Raw genomic sequence first — 22,962 nt, 5'->3', positions numbered from 1 at the left:
TCACCTGCTTTCATTTCTCTAGTATACACTGCTATTAACAGATAGTTAAGAAGTTCTTAAGAAATTTTCGATTTCTTTTAGAGTTTGAAAACATTTTAGACACATTTATCATTTATACTAAAGTCAGATAGTTGATAGAAGTCAACTATCTCCCCCCCTCATAAAGTAAGAACACCGAGGGCAGCGCCCTCCGGTGTCGCACTTTACTCTCATTCCTTTAGATAACTATAAAAACAACGAAACCCGTTAGCCGAAAGGTTAGCGGGTTTTCGCTGTGATTACAAGTCATATATTTTCACCAATTTATCTACTGCATTTTCCAATGAGGCCTCATGCAAGGGATAATATTTTGTATATAAATCATCTGGTTTGATTTTATCCGAAATCAACCTTGACGAAATCCCATACTTCCACTGCATATAAGTATAGATATCAGCCATCCATTCTAAAATGAATTCATCATATCTATCACTTATTTCCGATACCAACTCCACCCTAATTCCCATTTCTCCAAGGATCTGTTTCGGGGTTTTGTTTAGATACAAAGGATTTCCTTCATCCATGCGTTTTCTATAATCACAACACAGATAAGTTTTGATGACAGTGAATGCATTATTTTCACAGTATCTACCTATCAATTTGAACAGATATCTATGTTTTTTTATCATGCTGTCTAAATAGCATTCATCATACGCTGGCATTTCCATACCCTCCATTCCCCTGATAAATCAATCTGTTCTGAACAGCATAACGCGCAGTGATTCCTGTTGGTTGGAACCCGTCCAGCAAAATTGCTTTCATTCTTTCAGACAGGAATCTACCAACTTCCCTTCTTGCAAACAAATCTGACTGCCTGTCTTCTTCTGTTATACTTACCGAATATGCTTCTATCCACCGTATGTTTTCAAAAGCCTCTTTAGATTTTAAAAAAATCTGATTTCCCAAAGAGCCTTTATAAAATAATCGTTCCACTTCATACAAGTTAATCTGGTTCAGCAAAAAAGCTTCTATGACCTGCGTATAACTGTCGTCTGCCCGGTATCCTTTTATAATATCAGCCTGTGAACTATCTGGCTTGTACAATTCTACCAGCCTTTCACCGATAATGGCAGCATTCTCATCACTAATTCCCCGATTAGCAACGACTTCCGCAATCCATGCCAGTACACCTTTTTCATTCAAATCTAATACGTTTAGATTATTTGAATCCAATTCATATACATTTACAATTGACTTTTCAGGCATTCCGTTTAAAACAGCCCAGCTTCTGGCTCTATCTTCATATTCAGTTGTATAGAATCCATTCCCATAATCATTATCTTCTTTTCCACCAAGATACTTTGGAAGTTTGATAACATGATCCGAACCATGATATACTTTCATCTTATTCATCACCTGATTTATGTGTTTTCTATTTATCCAAGACTCGCTCCATCCATCCCATACACCCGAAGCAGCTCCTCCGTATATCTCCCGTCCTTCTCATAGACAATAAGAGGAGGCTCCACCTGCATCCTCGGTCTGCCGCCGCGCAGGCCTTCGATCAGAACCATATTCGGCTCTTTGTCAATATGTGGATAGACCAGGCGCATTCTCTTGGGCTCAATTCCATACGCCATCATCCGGCTTAATATTTCCGGCAGGCGAAATGGCCGATGAATCATATAGAACCGTCCTTTTGGCTTCAATATCCGCGCACTTTCCCGCAGGATATCCTCCAGTGTACACAGCACCTCATGACGCGCGATAACAAGCGCCTCTTTGTCATTCTTAAGTCCGTGAGTTCCTATCATATAGGGTGGATTGGTAGTGATCACTTCAAAAGACGCAGCTCCGAATATTCGGGAGGCTTCTTTGATATCTCCCGTCACGATTTCCACCTTTTCCTCAAGATGATTGTGCCGGACACTGCGTCTTGCCATCTCCGCACTCTCTTCCTGTATCTCAAGCCCGGTATAATGCTCCCCCCGATTCTTTGCTTCCAGAAGAATCGGCAGGATTCCTGTTCCTGTCCCCAGGTCCAGGGCACGTTCCCCCGGTTTTACTTTTACAAATGCAGAAAGCAGGACGGCATCCATTCCGAAACAGAACCGTCCCGGATGCTGGATAATTTCATATCCATTGATCTGAAGATCGTCCAGACGTTCCCCTTCCCGCAAATCTGCCTGCCCTGCCTGTATTTCCTGATTATTCATCATCTAATTTAGACACTCCATTCTTCTCTTCCAGTGCCTTCAGCTCTTTCAGCTCTTCCTTGGAGAGCTTCACATCCTTCTTCCGGCGTCTCGGCTTAAAGCGAAGTTCTTCCACCTTGTACTCCCGAATCTCCTTCTCATCATTGTCGAGAGTAACTACTACCTTCACAAGCTGACGCAATACATTTACAGAATGTACCTCGCCTTTCAGCTTCTCCGGCGTTGTCACACTGTCTCCGATAGAAGGAAGACGACTGTTCAGCTCCTCATAGGTCTCCTCCTCGTTGGTGAGGCAGCACATAAGCCTTCCGCATACACCGGATATCTTTGTTGGATTCAGTGACAGGTTCTGCTCCTTCGCCATCTTAATGGACACCGGTGCAAACTCGGTCAAATAAGTATGACAGCACAGAGGACGTCCGCAGATACCGATTCCCCCGCGAATCTTCGTCTCATCTCTCACCCCGATCTGGCGCAGCTCAATTCTGGTGCGGAACACGCTTGCCAGATCCTTTACCAGCTCACGGAAATCAATTCTTCCGTCTGCGGTAAAGTAAAATAATACTTTATTATTATCAAATGTATACTCAGCATCGATCAGCTTCATCTCCAGCCCGTGCTTGCGTATTTTCTCCAGGCAGATTTCAAAAGCTTCCTTCTCCTTCTCACGGTTCTTCTCTTCCTTGCGGAAATCTTCCTTTGTGGCAACCCGGATCACCGGCTTAAGCGGCTGCATGATCTTCTCATCCTCCACCTCTTTTGGTCCGGATACAACAGAACCAAATTCAACGCCCCGCGCTGTTTCCACAATTACATGATCTCCCACCTTAATATCAAGCTGCCCCGGAGAGAAGAAATAAATCTTTCCCGCCGTGCGGAATCTTACTCCAATTACGTTTGCCATAGAATTAATTCTCCTTTATCGTCAATAACAAAAGCTCCATAACCAAATCAAAATTCACATTTGCCTTGAGCCTTGCCTTTGCTTTTTCCAAACTCTTCAGGATCGTCTCAATTCCTTCATAAGAGCTCTTTCTTGCGCGCTCCTTAATATACTGCATCTGATCCCTGAATACAACCCGGTCCATATCTTTGGTTGCTTTATAGATTAACACATCCCGATACCATATCATGATAATATCAAGATAATCGTTGATTTCCAGTTTATATGCACCTACCCGCTTAATTGCCTTCACGATCTCGGAAAGTTCCATATCGTCAATATATTTCAGAAGCTGTACGGCCTCCTCCCGAATCTCATTAAAATGCTCAGAGGTTGCCAGCATAATCGCCCGTCCCATATTCCCCTGTGCAAATGCGGTACACATATCCGCCTTATAATCCGGCACATGCATGGTTTCCATCAAATATTTCTTAATCAGAGCATCCTTGATGTTGCGCAGCTTCAGCATAACGCATCGGGAGGTAATGGTCGGCAGCAATGCCTCCGCATTCTCTGTCAGAAGGAAGATCACCGCATACTCCGGCGGCTCCTCAATTGTTTTCAGCAGAGCATTCTGCGCCTGTGGTGTCATCAGATCCGCCTCAGAAATAATGTAGATTTTATATGGTCCCTGATACGGCTTGATTAAAATATCATTATTTACCTGTGTACGGATATCCTCCACACTAATCGTATTCGGCTTTTCATGCTGTACCCGGATAATATCCGGATGATTTCCACTCTCCGCCTGTATACAGGAATGGCATACATTGCACGGATCCGGTCCGCCCTTCTCACACTGAAGCGTGGTGGCAAATAAAGTAGCCAGCATTTTCTTTCCGGATCCCCTCTCTCCATTCAGTATATAAGCATGTGAGACCTTATTCTCCTTTACTGCATTCCTTATATAATTAATAATATCTTTGTGTCCTACCACATCCTTAAAGCTTCCCATGATCTATCACCTCAATTATTTCCTCTATACATCGTTCTTTATCTGCATTGCAGAATCTTCTCTTTATGTTCAAACGTTCCAGATTCTCTTCCGAAAAATCCCTGGAATCTGCCAGAAATCTCCGGCACATCTCCTGGTACTTCGGATGTTCCTGCTTCCGCTCTCTCGCCAGAGCCCTCGAAAGCCGTTCTCCATCCTCCACCTCGATATAAATGGGAACCAGTGCATCCACACCAAAGTATTCCCGCATCTTTTCATAGGATTCCAGTGTTCCTATCATCAGATAATCCTGATCTTCCAAATGAATCTGACCGTCATCTGCCGTAAAATAATTCCACGGACCGTGGACCGTATCGTACGTCCGAAGCTCAATCACCTTTCCGGCTTTCTTCATCTCGGAAAGACGCTTCTCATCCACGAAAAAATATTCTACTCCGTCCCTCTCTCCCTCACGGACAGGCCGTGTCGTATAAGGAACCACGGTTTGAAGTCCGGGCATTCTCTGGCTGATATCCCTGAAAAGTGTATCCTTTCCCGATGAACTTTTCCCCATCATATAATATATCTTACCCATCAGCCCATACCTTTATATAATCTTCTTTTTGTAATCCTTCTATATGAAAATCCAGTTTTCTGTAGCAAAGCATCGTATCCACCGCCTCTTCGGAAATTCGTTCACCCGGCACAAGAATCGGAATCCCCGGCGGATAGAGATATGCATATTCGGTGGAAATATAACCTGCACTCTCTTCCCATCGCAGATGACGCACCCTATCACTGTCAGACTGCGTATCACCTTCCCATGCATCCTCCAGAATTCTCTCCATTTCTGCACTGGTAAATACCTGCTCCACCGGAGCAATCCTGCCCAGAGTACCCATATCTGTCTGATTTTCCGCTTCTGACATCCGCGCATCGCATTCCTGATCAATTTCTGTCAGCGCCGTCCAGAGTCTGTCAAATCCTTCCTCCGTATCTCCCACCGATGTCATGGCAAGCACATATGTCCCACTCACCATCTCCATCTGCAAATGATACCGGTTCAGCAATGTTTCGTACAGCTCCCGACTGGTTATATCAGTATCTTTGACGGAAATTACAATCTTCGACGGATCGAAATGCTCCGTCCGGATCACACAAAGCCTTTTCAGCTCTTCTGTCTTCTCCCAAAATTTTTGGAGCTGTCTTACATAAGGATCGAACAGTTCCGCTCCTTCTTCCAGCATCCGGATACATCCATCAATACTTGCCATCAGAACATAGGAGGGACTGCTGGATTGCAGCATATCCAGATATCTTCGAACCTTACGTCGATTTGCATAAGGTCCGTTCATATGCAAAAGTGCCGTCTGCGTCAGGGACGGAAGTGTCTTATGCAGGCTGTGGATAACCACATCTGCTCCCTGCCGGTTGGCATTTTCACCAAAATACGAATGAAATCCAAGATGAGCCCCATGCGCCTGATCCACGATCAGCGGGATCCTATACTCATGTACCACATCCGCAATCTGCCCAATATCTGATATAACTCCATCATAAGTCGGTGACACCAGAATGACGGCACGGATATCTGAATGCTCTTTAAGCGCAGTTTTCACTGCGCTTACGGAGATTTCCGTATTCAACTGAAGCTCTCCGCTGAACTCCGGATAAAGATATACCGGCTTCAGCTCATTTATAAATATCGCATGGTACACAGACTTGTGACAATTCCTTGCCACAAGCACCGTGTCTCCCTTTTTTGTATTTCCAAGAATCGCACTTAAGATTCCCACCGTACTTCCATTGACCATAAAATAAGTCTCATCGGCGCCGTACACTCTGGCTGCGCTCTCCTGAGCTTCTTTCAAAATACCGGAAGCATGATGCAGATCATCAAAGCCTTCTATCTCTGTAATATCGATCCGGCATGGAAGTTTCTCATCCATCATGCTGCCGTTCCGCTTATGCCCCGGCATATGGAATCCGTAGTAATCCGATTCACTGTACTCACATAACTGACGATACAAATTCCCCATCTGTTAATCCTGCCGTTTCTTCTGAACTTCCCTTCTTGTTTATGTTTCTCCAACATTATCTTTTATTCTACCAGTTTGGGACTCCAGAATCAAGCCAAAAACTCTTCCAGTATCTCTCTGATCAGGACTTCCTTAGAAATAGGCGGATGCTCCTTTCCTTTTCCCTCCGCATCTGACTCGCTCAAAAGTAATTCTTCGGATGTGTCCCGGAATGTCTCCGTCTTCTCCTGTTTTCTTCGATTCTTCCGATTTCTGACCGGACTTATCGTCTCTTCCCGAAGATTCTGTTCTACAGCTGTTCCCGTCAGATAGCCATCATCTCTGGCCTGAACAATTCCCGAAGCTGAATCCGCTTGAACAGCCGGGCCCGGCGTACGTTCCGGTGCCCGCACAGGCTCCGGTGTTCTCCCAGGTTCCGGCATCCGTACTGGTTCCGGCATAACCGGCTCTGATATCTCCGTGGAATAATCCGGCGCCGGAACCTCTTCTCTCGGACGCGGTCTCTCCGGATTCTCCAATTCTCTTCCTCCATTCTTCTGTTCTGCCTGGGCCGTCTTCTGCTCCCGCTGTGCCGTCTTCTCATACCGGTGTGCACAGACATTTTCCAGATAATCCACCATATAAGTTTTTACTGCTTCCAACTTATACTTCTCGTCCGTCAGCATCTGCAACACCGTCAGAATAACGGCGCCTCCCACTCCAGCAGCCATTATCTGCAGAGCCTGATCCGCTGCCGCATCATTCCGATACGTCACAAATGACCCTGCAAGTCCTGTCACCAGGCATAGCCACGCACTTCCTCTTCCGATTCTGCACAGGGTATGTAACCGGATACCCAAAACCTTGTATTCATACAAATATTTCTGTGCAAACACATCCACATTCTGCACCCGGTCACTGATCATGCATGCATGCTCAAATTTTGCCCGCACCAGCCGGATCAGAGGATGCGAGCTCTTACTCATATTGCCCGCCGCATTTACCAGACGCTTCAGCGTAACCCCCGCCACCAGCTTACTCACTACTCCCGCTACTGTGAAAATTCCCATCAGAATATACGGAATACGATTGTCCATGATTGCTTCTACCATAATAAAAACCCTCCTTCTTGATTCGATTATAGCGGAATCTAAGAAAGAGGGTAGAAAAACCGTTCTCCACATTTCGCAGTAGAAATGGCAGATTCTGTCAGCATTTATCAATTCTGTCAGATTCGCCTCCTCTGCCTGTACCGGAAGCTTTAGCTAAATTCTTGGCAGCAGATTCATCACAAGTCTGACACTGTGGGCAATTGCCTGCTTTTCGAAAGTCGGATAATCCATATCCGCACTGTTATCTGCCTTGTCCGAAATTGCTCGAACGATGACATACGAAACTTTGTTCAGGTATGCTGCATGCGCGATACCCGCTCCTTCCATCTCTGTGCAGAGAGGATGAAAATTCGCAATGATTTTATTCTTCGCTTCCGTCGAAGAAATGAACTGATCTCCGCTCACCACTCTTCCAACAAAAGTATGAATGTCCGGGTTCGCCTCCTCATTGGCCTCCTTAGCCAGTGCTATCAGACGCTCATCTGCCGGGAATGACAGGGTATCCATCCTCGGCACCTGTCCCACGGGATCCCCAAAAAGAGTTGCATCCATATCGTGATGCAGCGCATCCGTAGAAATCACCATATCTCCAATATCAATCCGGGCATCCAGAGAACCGGCGATTCCCGTATTGATCAACGCCTCCACCCCAAACATATCTATAAGGATCTGTGCGCAGAGAGCAGCATTCACCTTGCCAATACCGCTTCGCACAACGACAACATCCTTCTCACAAAGCCTGCCCCTGCAAAATGTCATGGACGCCATCACTTTGACCTCCTGAATCTCCATTGCTTCTTTCAAAGCAGCAACTTCTTCTTCCATTGCTCCTATAATTCCTATCATCACTATCCCTCCTGGATTATATATATTTTCTATAAAAATGTCTTGCTTGTTACTATTCACAGCCACCCACATGCGCACTCGTCGCCTCTTCGAGGCTTCAGTTCCACTCCTTACGGAGCTAAGACTGCTTATGTGAGTGGAGTCCCTGCTTCGCAGGTTCGATATGGATTCGCGGACCGACTCTTACATGCAAGCATGACGAGTCGGTCCGCGAATCCATATCGGCTGCGAATAGTAACTCTTGCTTATCAGTATACCAAATATTTCTTCCGTAACCTAGCTTTTTTATTGGGATTTTGTTATAATTCCTGTGAAATCATAGTTGGGGTTTTGATTCCAACATCATATACGTAGAATCGGAGGTATAGAATATGCAGTATAGACCGAAGGGAGTCTGCTCCCAGTTGATTGACGTAGAATTAGATGGAGACACGATCAAATCCGTACACTTTCTCGGTGGATGTGCCGGAAATACCATGGGCGTATCGCAGTTGGTAAAGGGCATGCAGGTGGACGAAGCCATCTCCCGTCTGGAGGGCATCACCTGTGGTTCCAAACCCACATCCTGCCCGGATCAACTGGCAAAAGCATTAAGACTGGCTAAACAGGGATAACTTTTTCTTTGCGGTGCGGGTTAGCCAGACCCGCACCGTACATTTGAAGTTTCCCCGAAAGGGACTATCATAACCATCACCTGGAGACGACTTTAGTCCAATGGACCTTTGACGGCTTTCAATGTAAGGAAACTGTTTTTTTAGTTTCTCTGTGCGCCTCTGGGTAATGGTTATGATAGTCCCTTTCGGTTTTTTAGACACTCACTGCGGTTACAGCTCTCCTAAAAAATTGGAGAGGGGTTATGGTGTTGAAGACGATGTCGGTGATGAAACATAAAGACCGTCAGTATATGAACTACTCATGTCTCCATCAGCAGAATGAGTACATCTCACTCGATAATACCATCCTCCTTCTACTTCCATCCTCTTATTTGCACTCACCAGATCAGCATTCGTGTTTTCCTTGTGCCATCCATCCACAAAATGCCACTCATCCTCATCTTCTCTTGCGCGTTCCACAATTACTGTTACCTGCACAGACTCCACTGTATGATCAGCAATTGTAGTTCCACCCGCGTAAATGACACCAGGACCCAACCGAACCAGTTTGGAATAGCCTTCCTGAAGGTTGGCCCCTCTCGTCATCTGAACACTCTGCCCGATTGATTCCGTCTCATGAGTCAGATAGGACCCATCTAACATTGGCACACTATCAGATGCCTCCACCTCTGCTCCAGTACTCCATATGAGTCCTAAGATCAATGCAAGGGCACAAAATGCAGATACAATTTTCTTCCTCATCTTCTGTTTCCACAGCTCTCCTGTCTCCCTCATATATAGAGACACACTTCTTTACAAAAACCGTCGCTTTTTTTAAGAAAAATGTAAAGAATTCAAAATTTTCATAAACTGCTCTTCTTCTATGGTAGCAGCAAGACGATAATAAACCTTTTTGTATTCAAAAATTGCCACATATCTTATTTCCCCAGTTTCTTTTATCTCATACTCCCTAATTATCGCTTGAACCTTGTTTAATGGATACTCATACTCTTTTAACAACTGATCCTCCATATCTATTGCCCAAGCATCATCAGCATATGTACATTGCATAATGTAAGAAATATTTTTCCCGCTTAAATCATAAATCATATTAACCGTCTGCAAATATTCATCCAACTCCATAAACTTAAATTTCATCGTATCAGGACCGACTGTAATTTTTACTGGTTCAAATCCAAGTTTATCCTTTATTTCTTGATAAGCTTTTTCCTCCTCATCTATCTGCGACTCTTTTACACTCTCTTCCTCTGATACTGATGCCACTTTATCCATCTTTCTCCCACCAATTACATGTTCCACAAACGTTGCCACCCGCTTCGGTCCCCCAACGCTGGTAATTCCCACGCTTGCCACAATGACCACCACTGCCGCAGCCGCAACCAGCCGCTTCCACATTCCAGCTTTCCGACGCTTTTCCCTGCGCTTCTTTTCTTCTTCTTTTTCTTTTCTGACCTCTCGTCCAAGCAGAAGTGCTTCACGATCCTCCTCCGACAGCTGGCTGATGACCCGCTCACGCTCCATAGCTTCGATTTTGGCATCTATCTTTTCCTTTAAGCTGTCGCTTGCTTTTAGAGAGGCAAGCTCCGGATGCTTCTGTAGTTCCCGCTCTATCTCTTCCGCTTCCCTTTCCAGCTCTTCGTTTATGAATTTTTCGAAATCATCAAATTGCTTCTGCATAATTTCCCCTTTTCATTCATTACATTTATGACTTTTTCTTGACCCATGCCCCGCTTGCGTTTACAATTATCTTATCAATATTGAATCGGAGGCATAGTATGAAACGTATTATCTTAACCGGCGGCGGTACTGCCGGTCATGTCACTCCTAACATCGCGCTGTTACCGCGCCTGAAAGAGCTTAATTATGATATTCACTACATCGGTTCCTACAACGGCATTGAGAAAGAACTCATTGAGGCTTTCGGCATTCCATACCATGGAATTTCTTCCGGAAAACTTCGCCGCTATTTTAGTTTGCAGAATTTCACCGATCCCTTCCGTGTTATCCGGGGATTCGGAGAAGCCAAGAAGCTGATCAAGCTTCTGAAACCGGATGTTATCTTTTCCAAAGGCGGATTTGTATCTGTTCCGGTCGTCCTTGCCGGAAAGAAGTGTAAAGTTCCTACCATCATCCATGAGTCTGACATGACTCCCGGGCTTGCGAACAAACTTTCCATTCCTTCTGCCACAAAGGTCTGCTGTAATTTCCCGGAGACGGTGGCCGAGCTTCCTGCTGACAAAGCAGTACTGACCGGTTCTCCGATCCGCCAGGAATTATTATCCGGAAACAGGCAGAAAGCCCTTGATTTCACCGGATTTTCCGACTCGAAACCTGTCATCCTGGTTATTGGCGGAAGTCTGGGAGCTGTTGCCGTGAATGAGGCTGTCCGCAGAGTACTTCCGAACCTTTTGAAAGATTTTCAAGTGATCCACCTTTGCGGAAAGAATAAAGTTGACCCATCTTTAAACGGACTGGACGGCTACGTACAATATGAATATATTAAGGACGAACTGAAAGATCTGTTCGCTCTTACCGATATTGTAATCTCACGCGCCGGTGCCAATGCCATCTGTGAACTTCTTGCTCTGCATAAGCCGAATCTCCTGATTCCGCTTTCCGCTAATGCAAGCCGCGGTGACCAGATTCTGAATGCCCGTTCCTTTGAGCGCCAGGGCTTCAGCCTCGTGTTGGAGGAAGAAGAAATTACAAATGAAAAATTCCTTACCGCTATTCACGAACTGTATGATAACCGCGCAAAATATGTAGACGCTATGGCAAAATCCAATCAGCAGGATTCTATTGATACCATCATTGACCTGATTGAAGAAGCTGCCCGTTCATAAGTTTATACAGCGTAAAAAGGTGTCGAAACGACACCTTTTTACGCTCTGTTGATATGGTCGTATTCTTCCCGATAATTATTCTCTATCCAATTTTTTGCCCTTTTCAGTATTCCCTGAACTGCATCTTCTGTAATTCCCATACATTCCCCGGCATCTTTCTGAGTTAGTCCCATACAATAGACACTTGTTACCACTTCATACCATCTGGAACTCTTTTCGTATAATGCATCCATCACTGTATCAGAATACTCCAGAGTCTCCATTTTACATATTTTATTAAAGAAGTGCTCTTCCATACTTTCTCCATATCCGAGAAGTAGGTCTCCCTCTTCCTTAATATCCACCGGTATCTCGTGTTTTGCTTTTCTGTTATAATTGAACGCCGTATTTCTGGTTGTAACCATCAGCCACGCTTTTAAATTCTTTACTTCATTATGACCGATAAATACATAATATTTCAGAAATACATCCTGCACAACGTCTTCTGCTGCAGACAGATTCCGGGTATAAAGTGCAGCCACCTGAAGCATAACGTCGTGATACTGATTATATGCATCATCAAATCTGGCTTTTCTTTTGGATTCCATACCCACACTCTTATACCTTTTTCTTTTGTTTTTTTCTATTCAATATCTGCTATATTACTCGGCCAGCTTTGCCAGGATCTCATCACGATCCGCATCTGTCAGCTCGCCCATCTTCCATCCAAGTCCCACCTGATCTCCCTCATAACGGGGGATCATATGCAGATGGAAGTGGAAAACCGTCTGTCCTGCTGCCGATCCATTATTCTGAACCAGATTGTATCCGTCACAGCCCAATACACCGGTAAGCTTGGTAATCATCTTCTTCGCCAAAATGATTACTTTTGCCGCCAGCTCATCCGGAAGCTCATAAAGATTCGCATAATGTTCCTTCGGAAGAATCAGGGCATGTCCTTTGGATGCCGGTCCCAGATCCAGAATTACCCGGAAGTCATCGTCTTCATACAGCGTTGCTGCCGGAATTTCTCCATTCGCTATTTTACAAAAAATACAGTTCTCATCCTTCATAATTTTTACCTTCTCTCATTCTCATTTTTTGATTGAATATTTAAACCGCCTGTGTTAAACTGCTAGACCAGAAAGGCGGTAATATCACATGTTTACAGATACAGATTACGACAAATTAAGACAATTAATGGCACAAAACCCGGGAAATCGAGCACTGATTCAGAAGCTGCTCGACTCCCACGAGGAGACACTGCGCACAGTCAGTCACGAAATTCGCAACCCTCTCACTTTAGTTTACAGCACCCTCCAGCTTATCGAAGCACAGCATCCCGAAGTCACCACATTCAGGCACTGGGATTCCCTGCGCGACGATATCATTTACATGAAAGAGCTGTTAGAAGAACTCTCCTCATACAATAACGGAAGCGCTCTTTCTGTAAAATCCATGAACTTCCGAAAATTCATGGAACAGATCGTCCTGTCCTTTGCGACCTCTATTGCTGATTCACCTGTGGAATTTTCTTCCTGCCTCGATCCGGCGTTCCCACCATTTTGCGGTGATCCCATTAAGCTTCGGGAAGTGTTCCTGAATCTTCTCCGCAACGCTGCAGAAGCCACGGAATCTACTGGCGATTTGAATCCTGAAAACCGGAAAAATAACATACAACTTCATGCTTTTTCCAAAAATGGCAATATCATAGTGACCATCACGGATTCCGGCTGCGGCATTCCAGAAGAGTTCCTGTCAGATATTTTCCAGCCCTTTGTCACTCACAAACAGGGCGGAACCGGTCTTGGACTTGCCATCTCCAAACGAATCGTGGAATCTCATTCCGGTCAGATTAGCGTACAATCCACAGAGGGCATGGGCACTACCTTCACCATTACGCTTCCGATAAAGTAGACTTCCTGCGTTTCCGGTAAAGAAGGATTCCCGCAGCAAAACCCATGATAAGGCCTCCAATATGAGCCATATTATTTACTCCCATGTTAGTATAGCCATGATAGAGGGTTAGCACTACCATAAACAAAATTCCTTTGCCGGAAACATTGCGAATCCTGCCATGATTTCGAATTGCAATGTAAAGCAATGCTCCGATAATACCGAAAATTGCTCCCGATGCTCCTACAGATACCGCATACTCATTTGCGTGAATCTCCTGCAGCATAGAGAGCATATTTCCGGCAATACCACTCAGAAAATAAATAAGCAGATATTTTATCTTTCCCACTTCCAACTCCAGCTGCCATCCTAAAGCACCCAGAGTAATCATATTATTCATTAGATGATTCAGATCAAAATGCATAAACATACTGGTAATCATACGGTAATACTCGCCCAGTTCCACAATGTATGGTACATACATTGCCCCATGGTCCACCATAAATACCGCATCTTCAGTCATCCCCTGGAATGCCAGAAAGAAAAAAACTGCGATATTAATCACCACTAGCCCAATTGTACACGGTGCCTTCTTCTGATACATAATCTGCTCCTGTCGGGCAGATACAAAACTCACTCTGCCCTTCATGCAATAATTGTTTCGCTCATTATATCATATATTTTACCATTTGCAAATTACTTAGTAGTAAGCATTACAGCAGATATATACTACCTCTGACCATAAACTGCAGGTATCATTTTCCCCATGCGCGCGCACCCGCACAGTTGCATCGCCACTGCTGCCATCCGTTTTTTCATTCAAACAACCTTTAATGAAATCATCTGTCCATTCACTCAGGAACATGTAGTTCCTTTCAGCTGTATAAATCTTCTTTGTTCCATCTGCTTTCGTTATCTCGACGGAATAAGACTGCGCATCTTCTACCGGATTCCATCCGAGAATCAGATGTGTTTTTGTGCCATAAATATAATTCCCATGCCAGCATGTCGACTGAGTAATGACCGGCCTTTCCAGTATCGTTTTTTCTAATTGTTCTTTTACTGCATTGTCTACCGCTTTTTTCGTAGCATCAGACAATTCTACATGAATATCCGGTATCTTCGGCATGGATACCGAATACCTGGGTGTAAACGCAAATGCCTGTATGGAACAGCTAATCGTCATAACAAACAGTAGTAAAACCGCTATTAATTTTTTCATCATAGTAATTCATTCCTTCCTTAGAAATCTTCTTCATCAATATACAGTCCATCCCAATCTCCCCATTTTGGTTTTTTGTGTTTCTGCAGAAAACGCCTGACCGGTGTCCACATATTGTCAGTTTCCCGCATAATTTTGTTTCCCATCTCCTGATTGGTAATCCAGTCCTGGTCTGCCACATCAAAGACCGATGAAGATTCACACTGTGTATTTTCCTCACATTCCTGCATCGATTCTGCTTCTTCCTGACCTTTTCCATCTTTCGTTTCCTCTTCCATCTGTATCATTTTATCCATTATTTTTTTCAGACTATAATTCTCCTCCATTGTTTCTTTGTGCAATAAAAATGCCATCTGTACGCTTGGTATGTCCTGATAATCCGTCCACTGTACAAAGCTGTCCATCAGTTTATGAAAAGACACCCAGATATCATCCTCACATTGGGGAACATAACAGAAGTAATACTGATCTGTTTCCCAAAATATATATTCAGGATCCATAAGCAGACAATTTACGTTCAGCAAATGGCATGTAACCCCAGATATTGCATTTAAAACCTGTTCAAGAAATAATTTCATTTCTTCTGCTGTGATTTTCTTTTTTTGAAATCTGTTTTTCAGAGATATCTTTCCACTTATTTCATACTCATAGAAAGTTTTTTCATCTATCCCCTGTCCCCGCATTTTCAGAATGCCCGGTATCTGATTTTCCTTCAGCATCCGTACCTGATAGTCTTCCCTGTACGGCCCCTCCTGCTCAATCCTTAGTAGTGTCTGATTTAATTCACGCTTTATTTCAGCCTTATAATTCATTATTTCCATCTCCTGTGTCTGATATAATCTTCCGGTTCTGTCACCGCAGCGGTGTGCACTACTGACACTTTCATAGCATGTCTGGATGCCGTTGCCTGCACTATAATCTGATTCTCCCCGGTCCTGACCCGGACAGATGCTCCGGAAAACAGAATACATTTTCCCCTTAGTCGTTCCTGAAAAGCACGTTCCAATGTCTCCGGAGTGACTCCGTCCTTTTCTCTGGATTTGGTACTCCCAACTACTGCTGTCTCATAAGCACAGGAAGATATCACATTCTTATCATGATAATAAAAACATCCTACGATACAAAAGTGCAGTACTAATATAAACATTGGTAACAAACAAGCCGTTTCTACTGTAAAACTTCCCTTCCATGTTCTGCATTTTTCCGCATTCATCTTTTCTTCCTTTTTTTCACATAAGTCCTGCCAGTTCTGTCATCCACATACCCAGGTACCCCGTCAATAGAAACGGTATAAACGGAAACGTAAACTTTCCTGATTTCCTGCTCTTTACAAACGCGACTACCGCCGCTATCAGAAGAAGACTCCAGACAGTCGCTAAAACTTCCATTAATTTCCCAACCCCGAGATAAATTCCCAGGATACACAGAACCCAGCTGTCACCATATCCCAACGCTTCCCTGGTAATCATACTGACTCCCACAAATACTACACCAACTATAAATCCTGCCAGGCACTGCTTCCAAAAAGCATTTCCTGTCATAATCGTTAGGCCTACTGCCAAAAAGCTTCCCATAATTAAAAATGGTTGCGGCAATCTCCGAAAACGCCAGTCTATAACTGACAACGCAGCCAGATACCCAAACATTATTACCCTGCTTATCTGCAGCATTTGGAACACGCTCCCTTCCCGATCGCTTCTTCCAGCGGAATTGCATAAATAGTCCGTTTAATACCTCTGCACTCCAGTGAACTATGATATCTGTCTCCGTAATCTGTAATATATACCCCTCCGTCTACCGCACCATGCACGCAGTGCTCACAGGGATGATATTTTCCCTGGTTTTTATTGCGAAGCTGTTCTAATTCTGAAGACGGCACCATTCGAATGGACAATTCCAGATAATTGCAGGAATAATCTTTGTGATATACCATTCCGGTCTCTGTGATATATACTGTCTGATCTTCTTCACGAAATCCAATATTTCTAATATATCCATTCCATCCTTTCATCCGCATTGATTCTTCCATCGGTACTGTCACTCCGGCAAACATGGGAACTGGCAATCGTACTTTATATTTTACCTTCAGTTCCAGAATCCCTGTGATTAATGACATTCTTGACTCATGGCAGTGAATTCCTCCGCTTCCGTCAACCACAACGCTTCTATCCAGCCTTCCACTTCCCACTGCCTGGACAATGTCTGCCTCCAGTTGTCCCGGTGTAATCATGGGTTTCAGATATACAGACTCAGCAGCAGTTTTTGCTGCATACTGCATTCCACTTCGTATGCTGGTCCGAACTGCCATAACCTCCATCATATATATGAGGCTTATAACAGCCAGGAAAAAAATCGGAAGAGACAATGCTGCCTCTACCGTAACGCTTCCTTTTCTTTCGCCAGAAATACAGGAGGATGTCCTTTTGGAAATACGATGAGTATGACTATGTAAGATTTGGATATAGAAACTTCTTTTTTCTGGAAGTATCATACGAAACTCCTTTCTGTATTTTTATTTTTAGGGATTTGTCAGGGTCCAAAAGGACATCCTCCCGTATTTCTAACGATAACCAAAATAGGTTTGAAACTGATATGAAATTCCCCGCCGCAGGCTGCAGCTGCTTCTGATTTCCATTCGGCTGATACAGGAATCCGCATAAAACCAGGTCAGCCCTTTTTCTGTTCTGAGTCGCAGTTCAATCATATCCAGTGCCCTCATTGTCTGCGTTTCTTTTTGACCAAGAAAGAACATTATTCTAAGATATTCCTTATACGTTAATCCGCTTTCAGTATCCAGTCCTTCCGACTGATCCTCTTCTGTTCCCAGAGTAAGCAAAGCTGATAATTGAAGCTGCCAACTTTCCTGGTTCTTTAAAAGAGGAACTCTCTTTCCATCCATCAGCGAACGAATATCCATGATACTTTCTCCGAATGCCCATCCCAGCAGAAGCACCTGGGTAACTGCCTCTGTAATTTCAGGAGCAAGGATCAGGGAACACAGGGTCAGAGCCATCGCCTCTGCCTCTGCCCGTTTTTCTGCATCATTAGATACAAATGCATAATTTGGCACAAAACGTATCAAAAGCAATTTTTTTGTGACTTCTTCCAGGTTTTCTCTATCACTTGACCTGCCTCCAAGGATATATTCCAGCTCATAATCCAGTCCTCCGCCATTTACCGTTTCCGATTCATCTGCCACACATCGAAAATGTCTCAGCAGATATTCTCCAAATGCCAGAGTTGACACAGATTTTTCTTCCTCTACATCATCAAATGTCCCATAACCCGTCTGACGTTCTCTTCCTGAAACAAGATTTTGTATCTCATACTGTTTCCCTGATACCATTTTATTTTTCGGCATAACCAACTCCACCAGTGGTTTGCGCTTCATGGCTGAAATATTCGTAAGCGGATTATTCTCCGTCGGGAGTGCTTCTTCATTCTCCATCAAAAGTCTGTCCAGATTACGGTTTGCCTCTTCTTCTTTTCTCTGATAAGCATCCGACTCTTCTTCCTGCTGTTTCCACAGTCCTGTATTTCCCAGCAGGTTATTCAATGATTCCAGACCATATCTTTCCTCCACATACCGGGCCGCCTGTTCCCGAAAAGCCTGTCCGTCGTGATCCGTCAAAAGCTGTATTCTTCGGATCTCATTGTCTATCTGAGCCGCTCCATAATAATCCAGACGCTCCAACACGGCCTCTTCCGACCAGAACCCACTCTCATAACTTCCATCCATACCAAATACATCAAATTCTTCCAAAAGCTCTCTCTGGTATTCTGCAAACACACTTTCCATCGCCCGGTTCATGTCTGCTCTGCGGTAATTCTTTGCCATCTGAATGGAAGCCCCTTCCATCAGACTTCCGATAAATGAAACCAGCAGAATAAAAATCAATGCCAGAAATACTGTGATTTCTCCGCTCAGGTTTTCTGCCTCCTCATAATATCTCTGGCAGTATTGCTGACTATATTCCTGCGCTTTCACTGGTAATCTTCTCAAAAATGGTTTCCACCAGACTGGTCAGCTGCGTTTTGAATATCAGTACCAGGGCAATCAGAACCACCAGTATTAATATAACTTCTACAACTCCGACTCCTTTTTCTTCTTTCATAACCTGTAATGCATATTTCATTCTCCACATCATATTTGTCTCCTCCGTTTATATTTGTTATATCCGAATGGATAAAAATGCCGGTACTATTACGATAACCAATACAACGGCCAGCATCCCAAACATGGGTATCAGAAGTCTTGTCCCCGCTTCTTCTCCCTGCTGTCTTGCCAGAGCCTTGCGTTCTTCAAAAGCCTGTATTGCCTCCAGATGTAATAGCCCTGTGATTCCCTTCGTACCTTTCCTCAGATTTTGGGAAAGCAGCGCCCCAAGTTTTCGATATGCCCTTACTCCGCACCGCCTTCCAAACCGCTCATAACACTCTGCTTCCGTCACACCACTCCTCATTTCATGGCAAGTCGCTTCCATCTCCTCATAAGCATATCTTATTCCCAGCTTATCCTTTTGTTTCTCATAATCCTCCACAATTCTTCTCCAGGCATTTTTTACCGTCATCCCTGCTCCAATCAGAAGCATCAGCTTATTGACAATGCCCGGATAATCTCTCATCATCTGCTCCTGTCTCTTTTTTTCTTCATCCCGGTCATTCTGCTTTTCCAGGCACCAGAGCAACGCACAGACTGCCACTCCCGCCACCATCAGCACAACTCCCCGGGTATTCATAGACGTACGATAAATAATATGTTTCCCATTCACCTTATTAGGCAACTCAAAGCTTTCTTCCGTCCGTGATTTCGTTTCAATTTTCTCTATTTCAGCTTCTATTGTATCAAACAGATTTTCTGTCGCCGTCCGCTTTGCAGGGCATGCTCTGACAGTCATCTCATGGACTGCCTCCTGCTTCTCATCTTCCGTGTATTTGAGATATGCTTTCAGATGAATCAGAACCCCATCCTTCTCACTTTTCAGATTTTTCCGATTCAGCTCTCCGTATACATTCATCACATCATATCGATCCAGTTCCCACTCTACCTCAACAGGCTCGCCCGGAATACTGGTAATCAGGTTCAGATCTTCACATACCTCATCCATGCTCTCATTTTCCGCCAGCACGATTCTTTCCAGTTTCTGAATAGAACGACGAAACACTTCCTGCATTTCTTTCTGTGTGTACTGCCGTTCACCTACAGTAATCTCAGTCTTTTCTTTCAGTTCTGTCCCTTCAACCTCGATTTCCAGTTCTTTCGTAAACCATCCATCACCATAAGCATTTCTCTCAATCCGGATTACTTCGTCTGCCGACTTTCCCGCATCAATGAGTAAAAGAGCTCCGGCTCCTACAAGAGTTAACACGCCGGTTGCCAGTATTAGACCTCGATATTTACAATTCTCACCCCAAGATAATATGCACCGATATAGATTGCCAGACACAGGCTCATCACCCCGATTCCGATTACATTTCCATACAATATGTTCATAAATTCCGGGAAACTGAGCTTCATATAAGCAATAATTCCAAAGGGAACGACTGCCATAACCCGGAATTCGTATTTCTTAGCGGCAAGCAGCGTACCTATCTCCCGCTGTACCTCCAGCTTTTCCCGAATCTGCCCGATAGAATCACAGATAATCCCAACCATATCGCCTCCGCTTTTTTTCGCCATTATAAATACCTGAACAAAATTGCGCACATCCTCCTGATCCACTCTGTCTGCCCACTCTGCGAAAATCTGTTCCATGGGAATCTGTATATAAATCTGGCGGATCATATATGTAAATTCCCGCTGAATAGCCGTCTCGGCACTATACAGTACATCCAGATCCTTTTTTACCTCCTTCATGGCATTCTCCAGAGAATAACCTACATGAAGGGACGCAGACAGACTCTGAATCGCTTCCTGAAACTGCTTTTGAAATTCCTGTTTCTTCTTTTCCACACATTCTTTTTCCCACTCTCTGAAATACAAGACACCAATAGGCACGCAGACCACTGCCGCCCAGAACGATTCATAGAACAGATATCCTATTGTTCCCATTAAAAATCCGGTCTGTAAAAATGCGCCTGCATATTCACGGCGTCTGATATCCTGCCGAAAATAATTTTCCGGTGTTCTGAAGTGTGTGAATCTTTTTCCAGTCTCCCTGGATTTTTTCACCTTTTCTTCCGGTCTCCTGAAATTGATACAGAACCCGGGTCTCAACTTCGTTTTCTCCAAAATCCAGCACCTCCACGATTTCCAACACTTTCCTGCTCTTGTCCCATAATCTTCCGATATGTACAATAATATCGATTGCCGATGCAATCTGTCTCTGGATTGCCGGCAGCGGGATATCCATTCCCATCAATATCATCGTTTCAAGTCTGCGAAGCATATCCCGCGGACTATCCGAATGACCGGTACTTAGGCTCCCTTTATGTCCGGTAGACATGGCCTGAATCATATCAATCGTCTCTGATCCCCGGACCTCTCCGACAATAATGCGATTTGGACGCATTCGCAAAGCAGCCCGGATCAGCTCCCGAATCGTAATCTCTCCGCTTCCTTCCACATTTGCATTACGGGCTTCCAGTTTTACCAGATTCGGTACTCCCTGTATCTGCAGTTCCGCATTATCCTCAATGGTAATAATTCTTTCATCCTTCGGAATAAACTGCGAAAGCGCATTGAGAAACGTAGTTTTTCCAGACCCTGTCCCGCCACTTATAAAAATATTGTAGCCTGCGGCCACCAGCAATTTTAAGAAATCTGCCACTTCATGGTTCAGAGAACCTAAGCGGATCAACTGGTTCATAGTAATCTGTTCTTTGGGAAACTTTCGTATGGTAACTACCGGACCATTTAAAGCAATTGGATACAGCACCACGTTAACTCTGGATCCATCGGGAAGTCTGGCGTCTGCAATGGGTGACGACTCATTTACCAAACGATTAGACCCCGCCACAATCTGCTGAATAACATCTTCCAGCTTTTCTCTGGATGCAAATCGCTTATCCGTCATATACAGCCGTCCACCCTTTTCAACAAAAATATTCTGCGTTCCATTAATCATAACTTCCGTAATCTCGTCATCTTCGATAAGTTCCTGCAAAAGATCCAACTTACGGAATGCATTAAACAATTCTCTGCCCAAAGAAGCCTTTCTTTGAAGCGGAATATAATCTCTTCTACTTTCCTCCTCCAGAATCTGAAGAATCAGCTCCATCAGTTCCTCATCTTCGATTTCTCTCGACAGGTCCAACCTGTCCAGTATCTTTTCCTGTAATTGTTCTTCTGATATCACACCGTATTATCCTTTCTGCTACTTCACCATAACCGAGCTGGCGAAGGACATCCTCATACTGGGTTATCTTTGCGGCAGCCACCCTGTCATCTGCCACCGGCATATAGACGGTATCGCAAAAACGCAGTATCTCATACAGACCACAAATGCATTCTCCCAAATCAAGAATCAGTACATCATAAATACTATTCTGCAGAATCTCCCGAAAAAGCCAGAGCCACTCCTTCGCTTCCAGCGCCTTAAGGTCTTCCGGAAAAATAACCGGCGGAACATAATCCAGACCTTCCATTTGCCGCACGAGCGTAGTCAGAATCAATCCCGGATTCCCGGACTCCTGCTTGGCATAATATAAAAGAACTGCGAGAGTTTTCTCACGTTCTTCCGGGAAATATCCTCCAAATCCTGCATAAGTTTCCAGATTGATATACAGGACATTCTCATTTTTCGCAAGCTCTTTTCCCTTTTGGATTGCAAAATCTGTCTGTCCCACCCGATGTACCGGAGAATAAACACCAATGATTCTACCCTTTTCCTTTTTTCTGACACGCCAGAAACCATCCATATTCTCTGTTGCACAGATTTGGATAATCTGCGTATAAATTTCTTCTCCGGACTGGTATTTATAAATACTGTCCGTCTTACCGGAATTTTCACTATCTCTCTCCCGATCTGATAAAATAATAATTCTGGCTGTCCCCACATCTTTTTGAATCTCTTCTATTTCTTCTCCTGCAAATACTTCATTTAATAAAAGAAGAGCCGTCGACAAGTCACCACAGACTGACCGCAGTTGCCTGGGACTGCTGCATATTTTTACTTGAAAGGCAAGTTCCCGTTTCCCGCTTAAGAATGCGGCAAGTCTTGAGGCGTAATCCATTTCCGGATCACAGATGACCAAGTTATTGCTGCTCACTTATAACCCCCCTGCTTTAATTTTTTTCTTTACTATTCAGTTTTCTTGTTTTTGAATTCCAGGCCGAACCGGCTTAAATTACAGAAACAATTTTCAGACTTCCAACAAGATTCAACAATTCAGATACAAGCCCGACATGGTTGTCATAA

Annotated in this window: 28 protein-coding genes; 3 read left to right on the top strand and 25 right to left on the bottom strand. The window is 44.1% G+C overall.

What is annotated here, in order from left to right:
• Nucleotides 1-278: 278 nt before the first annotated feature.
• The 9 genes from ACQRCC_RS08180 to ACQRCC_RS08140 form a co-directional block, all read right to left on the bottom strand.
• Nucleotides 279-701 carry a hypothetical protein gene (locus tag ACQRCC_RS08180; protein ID WP_427850317.1) on the bottom strand — a complete coding sequence of 141 codons (423 nt, stop codon included), beginning with the start codon at nt 699-701 and terminating at the stop codon, nt 279-281.
• Nucleotides 688-1,383, bottom strand: coding sequence for a DUF3990 domain-containing protein (locus tag ACQRCC_RS08175; protein WP_427850316.1), 696 nt, complete (start codon nt 1,381-1,383; stop codon nt 688-690). The genes ACQRCC_RS08180 and ACQRCC_RS08175 overlap by 14 nt, the downstream gene beginning before the upstream one ends.
• Before the next feature lie 32 nt (nt 1,384-1,415).
• The gene (locus tag ACQRCC_RS08170) at nt 1,416-2,198 is read right to left on the bottom strand and encodes a tRNA1(Val) (adenine(37)-N6)-methyltransferase (RefSeq protein ID WP_427850315.1); all 783 of its coding nucleotides are present in this window, start codon (nt 2,196-2,198) and stop codon (nt 1,416-1,418) included.
• A complete protein-coding gene (locus ACQRCC_RS08165) occupies nt 2,188-3,099 on the bottom strand; it encodes a PSP1 domain-containing protein (protein ID WP_427850314.1) in 912 nt (303 codons plus the stop codon). Before ACQRCC_RS08165 ends, ACQRCC_RS08170 begins: the two co-directional genes overlap by 11 nt.
• Before the next feature lie 4 nt (nt 3,100-3,103).
• Nucleotides 3,104-4,093: a DNA polymerase III subunit delta' gene (gene holB, locus ACQRCC_RS08160; protein WP_427850313.1), complete on the bottom strand. Its 990-nt coding sequence runs from the start codon at nt 4,091-4,093 to the stop codon at nt 3,104-3,106.
• The gene (locus ACQRCC_RS08155; protein WP_427850312.1) at nt 4,080-4,667 is read right to left on the bottom strand and encodes a guanylate kinase; all 588 of its coding nucleotides are present in this window, start codon (nt 4,665-4,667) and stop codon (nt 4,080-4,082) included. The genes holB and ACQRCC_RS08155 overlap by 14 nt, the downstream gene beginning before the upstream one ends.
• The gene (locus ACQRCC_RS08150) at nt 4,660-6,111 is read right to left on the bottom strand and encodes an aminotransferase class I/II-fold pyridoxal phosphate-dependent enzyme (RefSeq protein ID WP_427850311.1); all 1,452 of its coding nucleotides are present in this window, start codon (nt 6,109-6,111) and stop codon (nt 4,660-4,662) included. Before ACQRCC_RS08150 ends, ACQRCC_RS08155 begins: the two co-directional genes overlap by 8 nt.
• 89 nt (nt 6,112-6,200) lie before the next feature.
• Nucleotides 6,201-7,202, bottom strand: a complete 1,002-nt coding sequence (locus ACQRCC_RS08145; RefSeq protein ID WP_427850310.1) for a hypothetical protein — start codon at nt 7,200-7,202, stop codon at nt 6,201-6,203.
• Nucleotides 7,203-7,355: 153 nt separating this feature from the next.
• Nucleotides 7,356-8,048 (bottom strand): 5'-methylthioadenosine/adenosylhomocysteine nucleosidase, encoded by a 693-nt coding sequence (locus tag ACQRCC_RS08140; RefSeq protein WP_427850309.1) that lies wholly within the window; start codon nt 8,046-8,048, stop codon nt 7,356-7,358.
• Nucleotides 8,049-8,419: 371 nt separating this feature from the next.
• Between ACQRCC_RS08140 and ACQRCC_RS08135 the strand changes: the two genes are divergently transcribed.
• Complete coding sequence (locus ACQRCC_RS08135) at nt 8,420-8,662, top strand: TIGR03905 family TSCPD domain-containing protein (protein ID WP_427850308.1); 243 nt, start codon at nt 8,420-8,422, stop codon at nt 8,660-8,662.
• Between the two features lie 240 nt (nt 8,663-8,902).
• On the opposite strand, the gene ACQRCC_RS08130 is transcribed toward ACQRCC_RS08135, so the two are convergent.
• Both ACQRCC_RS08130 and ACQRCC_RS08125 read right to left on the bottom strand, forming a co-directional pair.
• Nucleotides 8,903-9,403, bottom strand: a complete 501-nt coding sequence (locus tag ACQRCC_RS08130) for a hypothetical protein (RefSeq protein ID WP_427850307.1) — start codon at nt 9,401-9,403, stop codon at nt 8,903-8,905.
• Nucleotides 9,404-9,475: 72 nt separating this feature from the next.
• Nucleotides 9,476-10,339, bottom strand: a complete 864-nt coding sequence (locus ACQRCC_RS08125) for a DUF4367 domain-containing protein (RefSeq protein WP_427850306.1) — start codon at nt 10,337-10,339, stop codon at nt 9,476-9,478.
• A 98-nt stretch (nt 10,340-10,437) separates the two neighbouring features.
• Here ACQRCC_RS08125 and ACQRCC_RS08120 point away from each other — a divergent pair, with 98 nt between their 5' ends.
• On the top strand, nt 10,438-11,505 hold the full coding sequence (locus ACQRCC_RS08120) for an undecaprenyldiphospho-muramoylpentapeptide beta-N-acetylglucosaminyltransferase (protein ID WP_427850305.1): 1,068 nt from the start codon (nt 10,438-10,440) through the stop codon (nt 11,503-11,505).
• A gap of 38 nt (nt 11,506-11,543) precedes the next feature.
• Here the strand turns inward: ACQRCC_RS08120 and ACQRCC_RS08115 are convergent, their stop codons facing one another.
• Together ACQRCC_RS08115 and ACQRCC_RS08110 are read right to left on the bottom strand one after the other, a co-directional pair.
• Entirely contained in the window at nt 11,544-12,092 is a 549-nt protein-coding gene (locus ACQRCC_RS08115; RefSeq protein WP_427850304.1) for an RNA polymerase sigma factor, read from the bottom strand.
• Nucleotides 12,093-12,146: 54 nt separating this feature from the next.
• Nucleotides 12,147-12,557 (bottom strand): HIT family protein, encoded by a 411-nt coding sequence (locus tag ACQRCC_RS08110; protein ID WP_427850303.1) that lies wholly within the window; start codon nt 12,555-12,557, stop codon nt 12,147-12,149.
• Nucleotides 12,558-12,645: 88 nt separating this feature from the next.
• Between ACQRCC_RS08110 and ACQRCC_RS08105 the strand changes: the two genes are divergently transcribed.
• The gene (locus ACQRCC_RS08105; RefSeq protein WP_427850302.1) at nt 12,646-13,401 is read left to right on the top strand and encodes a sensor histidine kinase; all 756 of its coding nucleotides are present in this window, start codon (nt 12,646-12,648) and stop codon (nt 13,399-13,401) included.
• Here ACQRCC_RS08105 and ACQRCC_RS08100 read toward each other — a convergent pair.
• The 12 genes from ACQRCC_RS08100 to ACQRCC_RS08045 form a co-directional block, all read right to left on the bottom strand.
• Nucleotides 13,382-13,987, bottom strand: coding sequence for a rhomboid family intramembrane serine protease (locus ACQRCC_RS08100; protein WP_427850340.1), 606 nt, complete (start codon nt 13,985-13,987; stop codon nt 13,382-13,384). The genes ACQRCC_RS08105 and ACQRCC_RS08100 overlap by 20 nt on opposite strands.
• Before the next feature lie 93 nt (nt 13,988-14,080).
• Nucleotides 14,081-14,605: a hypothetical protein gene (locus ACQRCC_RS08095; protein WP_427850301.1), complete on the bottom strand. Its 525-nt coding sequence runs from the start codon at nt 14,603-14,605 to the stop codon at nt 14,081-14,083.
• A gap of 17 nt (nt 14,606-14,622) precedes the next feature.
• On the bottom strand, nt 14,623-15,414 hold the full coding sequence (locus ACQRCC_RS08090; protein WP_427850300.1) for a DUF6382 domain-containing protein: 792 nt from the start codon (nt 15,412-15,414) through the stop codon (nt 14,623-14,625).
• A complete protein-coding gene (locus ACQRCC_RS08085) occupies nt 15,414-15,815 on the bottom strand; it encodes a TadE family protein (protein ID WP_427850299.1) in 402 nt (133 codons plus the stop codon). Before ACQRCC_RS08085 ends, ACQRCC_RS08090 begins: the two co-directional genes overlap by 1 nt.
• 16 nt (nt 15,816-15,831) lie before the next feature.
• On the bottom strand, nt 15,832-16,272 hold the full coding sequence (locus tag ACQRCC_RS08080; protein ID WP_427850298.1) for a prepilin peptidase: 441 nt from the start codon (nt 16,270-16,272) through the stop codon (nt 15,832-15,834).
• Nucleotides 16,260-17,093, bottom strand: a complete 834-nt coding sequence (locus ACQRCC_RS08075) for a TadE/TadG family type IV pilus assembly protein (protein WP_427850297.1) — start codon at nt 17,091-17,093, stop codon at nt 16,260-16,262. Before ACQRCC_RS08075 ends, ACQRCC_RS08080 begins: the two co-directional genes overlap by 13 nt.
• Nucleotides 17,094-17,162: 69 nt before the next feature.
• Nucleotides 17,163-18,605 carry a DUF5702 domain-containing protein gene (locus ACQRCC_RS08070; protein ID WP_427850296.1) on the bottom strand — a complete coding sequence of 481 codons (1,443 nt, stop codon included), beginning with the start codon at nt 18,603-18,605 and terminating at the stop codon, nt 17,163-17,165.
• Nucleotides 18,571-18,747 (bottom strand): Flp1 family type IVb pilin, encoded by a 177-nt coding sequence (locus ACQRCC_RS08065; protein WP_427850339.1) that lies wholly within the window; start codon nt 18,745-18,747, stop codon nt 18,571-18,573. Before ACQRCC_RS08065 ends, ACQRCC_RS08070 begins: the two co-directional genes overlap by 35 nt.
• Nucleotides 18,748-18,774: 27 nt before the next feature.
• Entirely contained in the window at nt 18,775-20,049 is a 1,275-nt protein-coding gene (locus tag ACQRCC_RS08060; RefSeq protein ID WP_427850295.1) for a hypothetical protein, read from the bottom strand.
• A complete protein-coding gene (locus ACQRCC_RS08055) occupies nt 19,986-20,774 on the bottom strand; it encodes a type II secretion system F family protein (RefSeq protein ID WP_427850294.1) in 789 nt (262 codons plus the stop codon). The genes ACQRCC_RS08060 and ACQRCC_RS08055 overlap by 64 nt, the downstream gene beginning before the upstream one ends.
• The gene (locus tag ACQRCC_RS08050) at nt 20,689-21,900 is read right to left on the bottom strand and encodes a CpaF family protein (RefSeq protein ID WP_427850293.1); all 1,212 of its coding nucleotides are present in this window, start codon (nt 21,898-21,900) and stop codon (nt 20,689-20,691) included. Before ACQRCC_RS08050 ends, ACQRCC_RS08055 begins: the two co-directional genes overlap by 86 nt.
• The gene (locus tag ACQRCC_RS08045) at nt 21,830-22,813 is read right to left on the bottom strand and encodes a hypothetical protein (RefSeq protein WP_427850292.1); all 984 of its coding nucleotides are present in this window, start codon (nt 22,811-22,813) and stop codon (nt 21,830-21,832) included. Before ACQRCC_RS08045 ends, ACQRCC_RS08050 begins: the two co-directional genes overlap by 71 nt.
• Nucleotides 22,814-22,962 lie beyond the last annotated feature (149 nt).

Origin of the sequence: Sporofaciens sp. SGI.106 (assembly GCF_050314255.1) — a bacterium.
In the GTDB taxonomy this organism is placed as follows: domain Bacteria; phylum Bacillota; class Clostridia; order Lachnospirales; family Lachnospiraceae; genus Claveliimonas.
This window is presented reverse-complemented; position numbering and strand designations above follow the sequence as displayed.

Bases quoted from the DNA above. Each gene is read 5' to 3' on its own strand.
- ACQRCC_RS08180 (WP_427850317.1), bottom strand. From the start codon at position 701: ATGCCAGCGTATGATGAATGCTATTTAGACAGCATGATAAAAAAACAT.
- ACQRCC_RS08175 (WP_427850316.1), bottom strand. From the start codon at position 1,383: ATGAAAGTATATCATGGTTCGGATCATGTTATCAAACTTCCAAAGTAT.
- ACQRCC_RS08170 (WP_427850315.1), bottom strand. From the start codon at position 2,198: ATGATGAATAATCAGGAAATACAGGCAGGGCAGGCAGATTTGCGGGAA.
- ACQRCC_RS08165 (WP_427850314.1), bottom strand. From the start codon at position 3,099: ATGGCAAACGTAATTGGAGTAAGATTCCGCACGGCGGGAAAGATTTAT.
- holB (WP_427850313.1), bottom strand. From the start codon at position 4,093: ATGGGAAGCTTTAAGGATGTGGTAGGACACAAAGATATTATTAATTAT.
- ACQRCC_RS08155 (WP_427850312.1), bottom strand. From the start codon at position 4,667: ATGGGTAAGATATATTATATGATGGGGAAAAGTTCATCGGGAAAGGAT.
- ACQRCC_RS08150 (WP_427850311.1), bottom strand. From the start codon at position 6,111: ATGGGGAATTTGTATCGTCAGTTATGTGAGTACAGTGAATCGGATTAC.
- ACQRCC_RS08145 (WP_427850310.1), bottom strand. From the start codon at position 7,202: ATGGTAGAAGCAATCATGGACAATCGTATTCCGTATATTCTGATGGGA.
- ACQRCC_RS08140 (WP_427850309.1), bottom strand. From the start codon at position 8,048: ATGATAGGAATTATAGGAGCAATGGAAGAAGAAGTTGCTGCTTTGAAA.
- ACQRCC_RS08135 (WP_427850308.1), top strand. From the start codon at position 8,420: ATGCAGTATAGACCGAAGGGAGTCTGCTCCCAGTTGATTGACGTAGAA.
- ACQRCC_RS08130 (WP_427850307.1), bottom strand. From the start codon at position 9,403: ATGAGGAAGAAAATTGTATCTGCATTTTGTGCCCTTGCATTGATCTTA.
- ACQRCC_RS08125 (WP_427850306.1), bottom strand. From the start codon at position 10,339: ATGCAGAAGCAATTTGATGATTTCGAAAAATTCATAAACGAAGAGCTG.
- ACQRCC_RS08120 (WP_427850305.1), top strand. From the start codon at position 10,438: ATGAAACGTATTATCTTAACCGGCGGCGGTACTGCCGGTCATGTCACT.
- ACQRCC_RS08115 (WP_427850304.1), bottom strand. From the start codon at position 12,092: ATGGAATCCAAAAGAAAAGCCAGATTTGATGATGCATATAATCAGTAT.
- ACQRCC_RS08110 (WP_427850303.1), bottom strand. From the start codon at position 12,557: ATGAAGGATGAGAACTGTATTTTTTGTAAAATAGCGAATGGAGAAATT.
- ACQRCC_RS08105 (WP_427850302.1), top strand. From the start codon at position 12,646: ATGTTTACAGATACAGATTACGACAAATTAAGACAATTAATGGCACAA.
- ACQRCC_RS08095 (WP_427850301.1), bottom strand. From the start codon at position 14,605: ATGATGAAAAAATTAATAGCGGTTTTACTACTGTTTGTTATGACGATT.
- ACQRCC_RS08090 (WP_427850300.1), bottom strand. From the start codon at position 15,414: ATGAATTATAAGGCTGAAATAAAGCGTGAATTAAATCAGACACTACTA.
- ACQRCC_RS08085 (WP_427850299.1), bottom strand. From the start codon at position 15,815: ATGAATGCGGAAAAATGCAGAACATGGAAGGGAAGTTTTACAGTAGAA.
- ACQRCC_RS08080 (WP_427850298.1), bottom strand. From the start codon at position 16,272: ATGCTGCAGATAAGCAGGGTAATAATGTTTGGGTATCTGGCTGCGTTG.
- ACQRCC_RS08075 (WP_427850297.1), bottom strand. From the start codon at position 17,093: ATGATACTTCCAGAAAAAAGAAGTTTCTATATCCAAATCTTACATAGT.
- ACQRCC_RS08065 (WP_427850339.1), bottom strand. From the start codon at position 18,747: ATGTGGAGAATGAAATATGCATTACAGGTTATGAAAGAAGAAAAAGGA.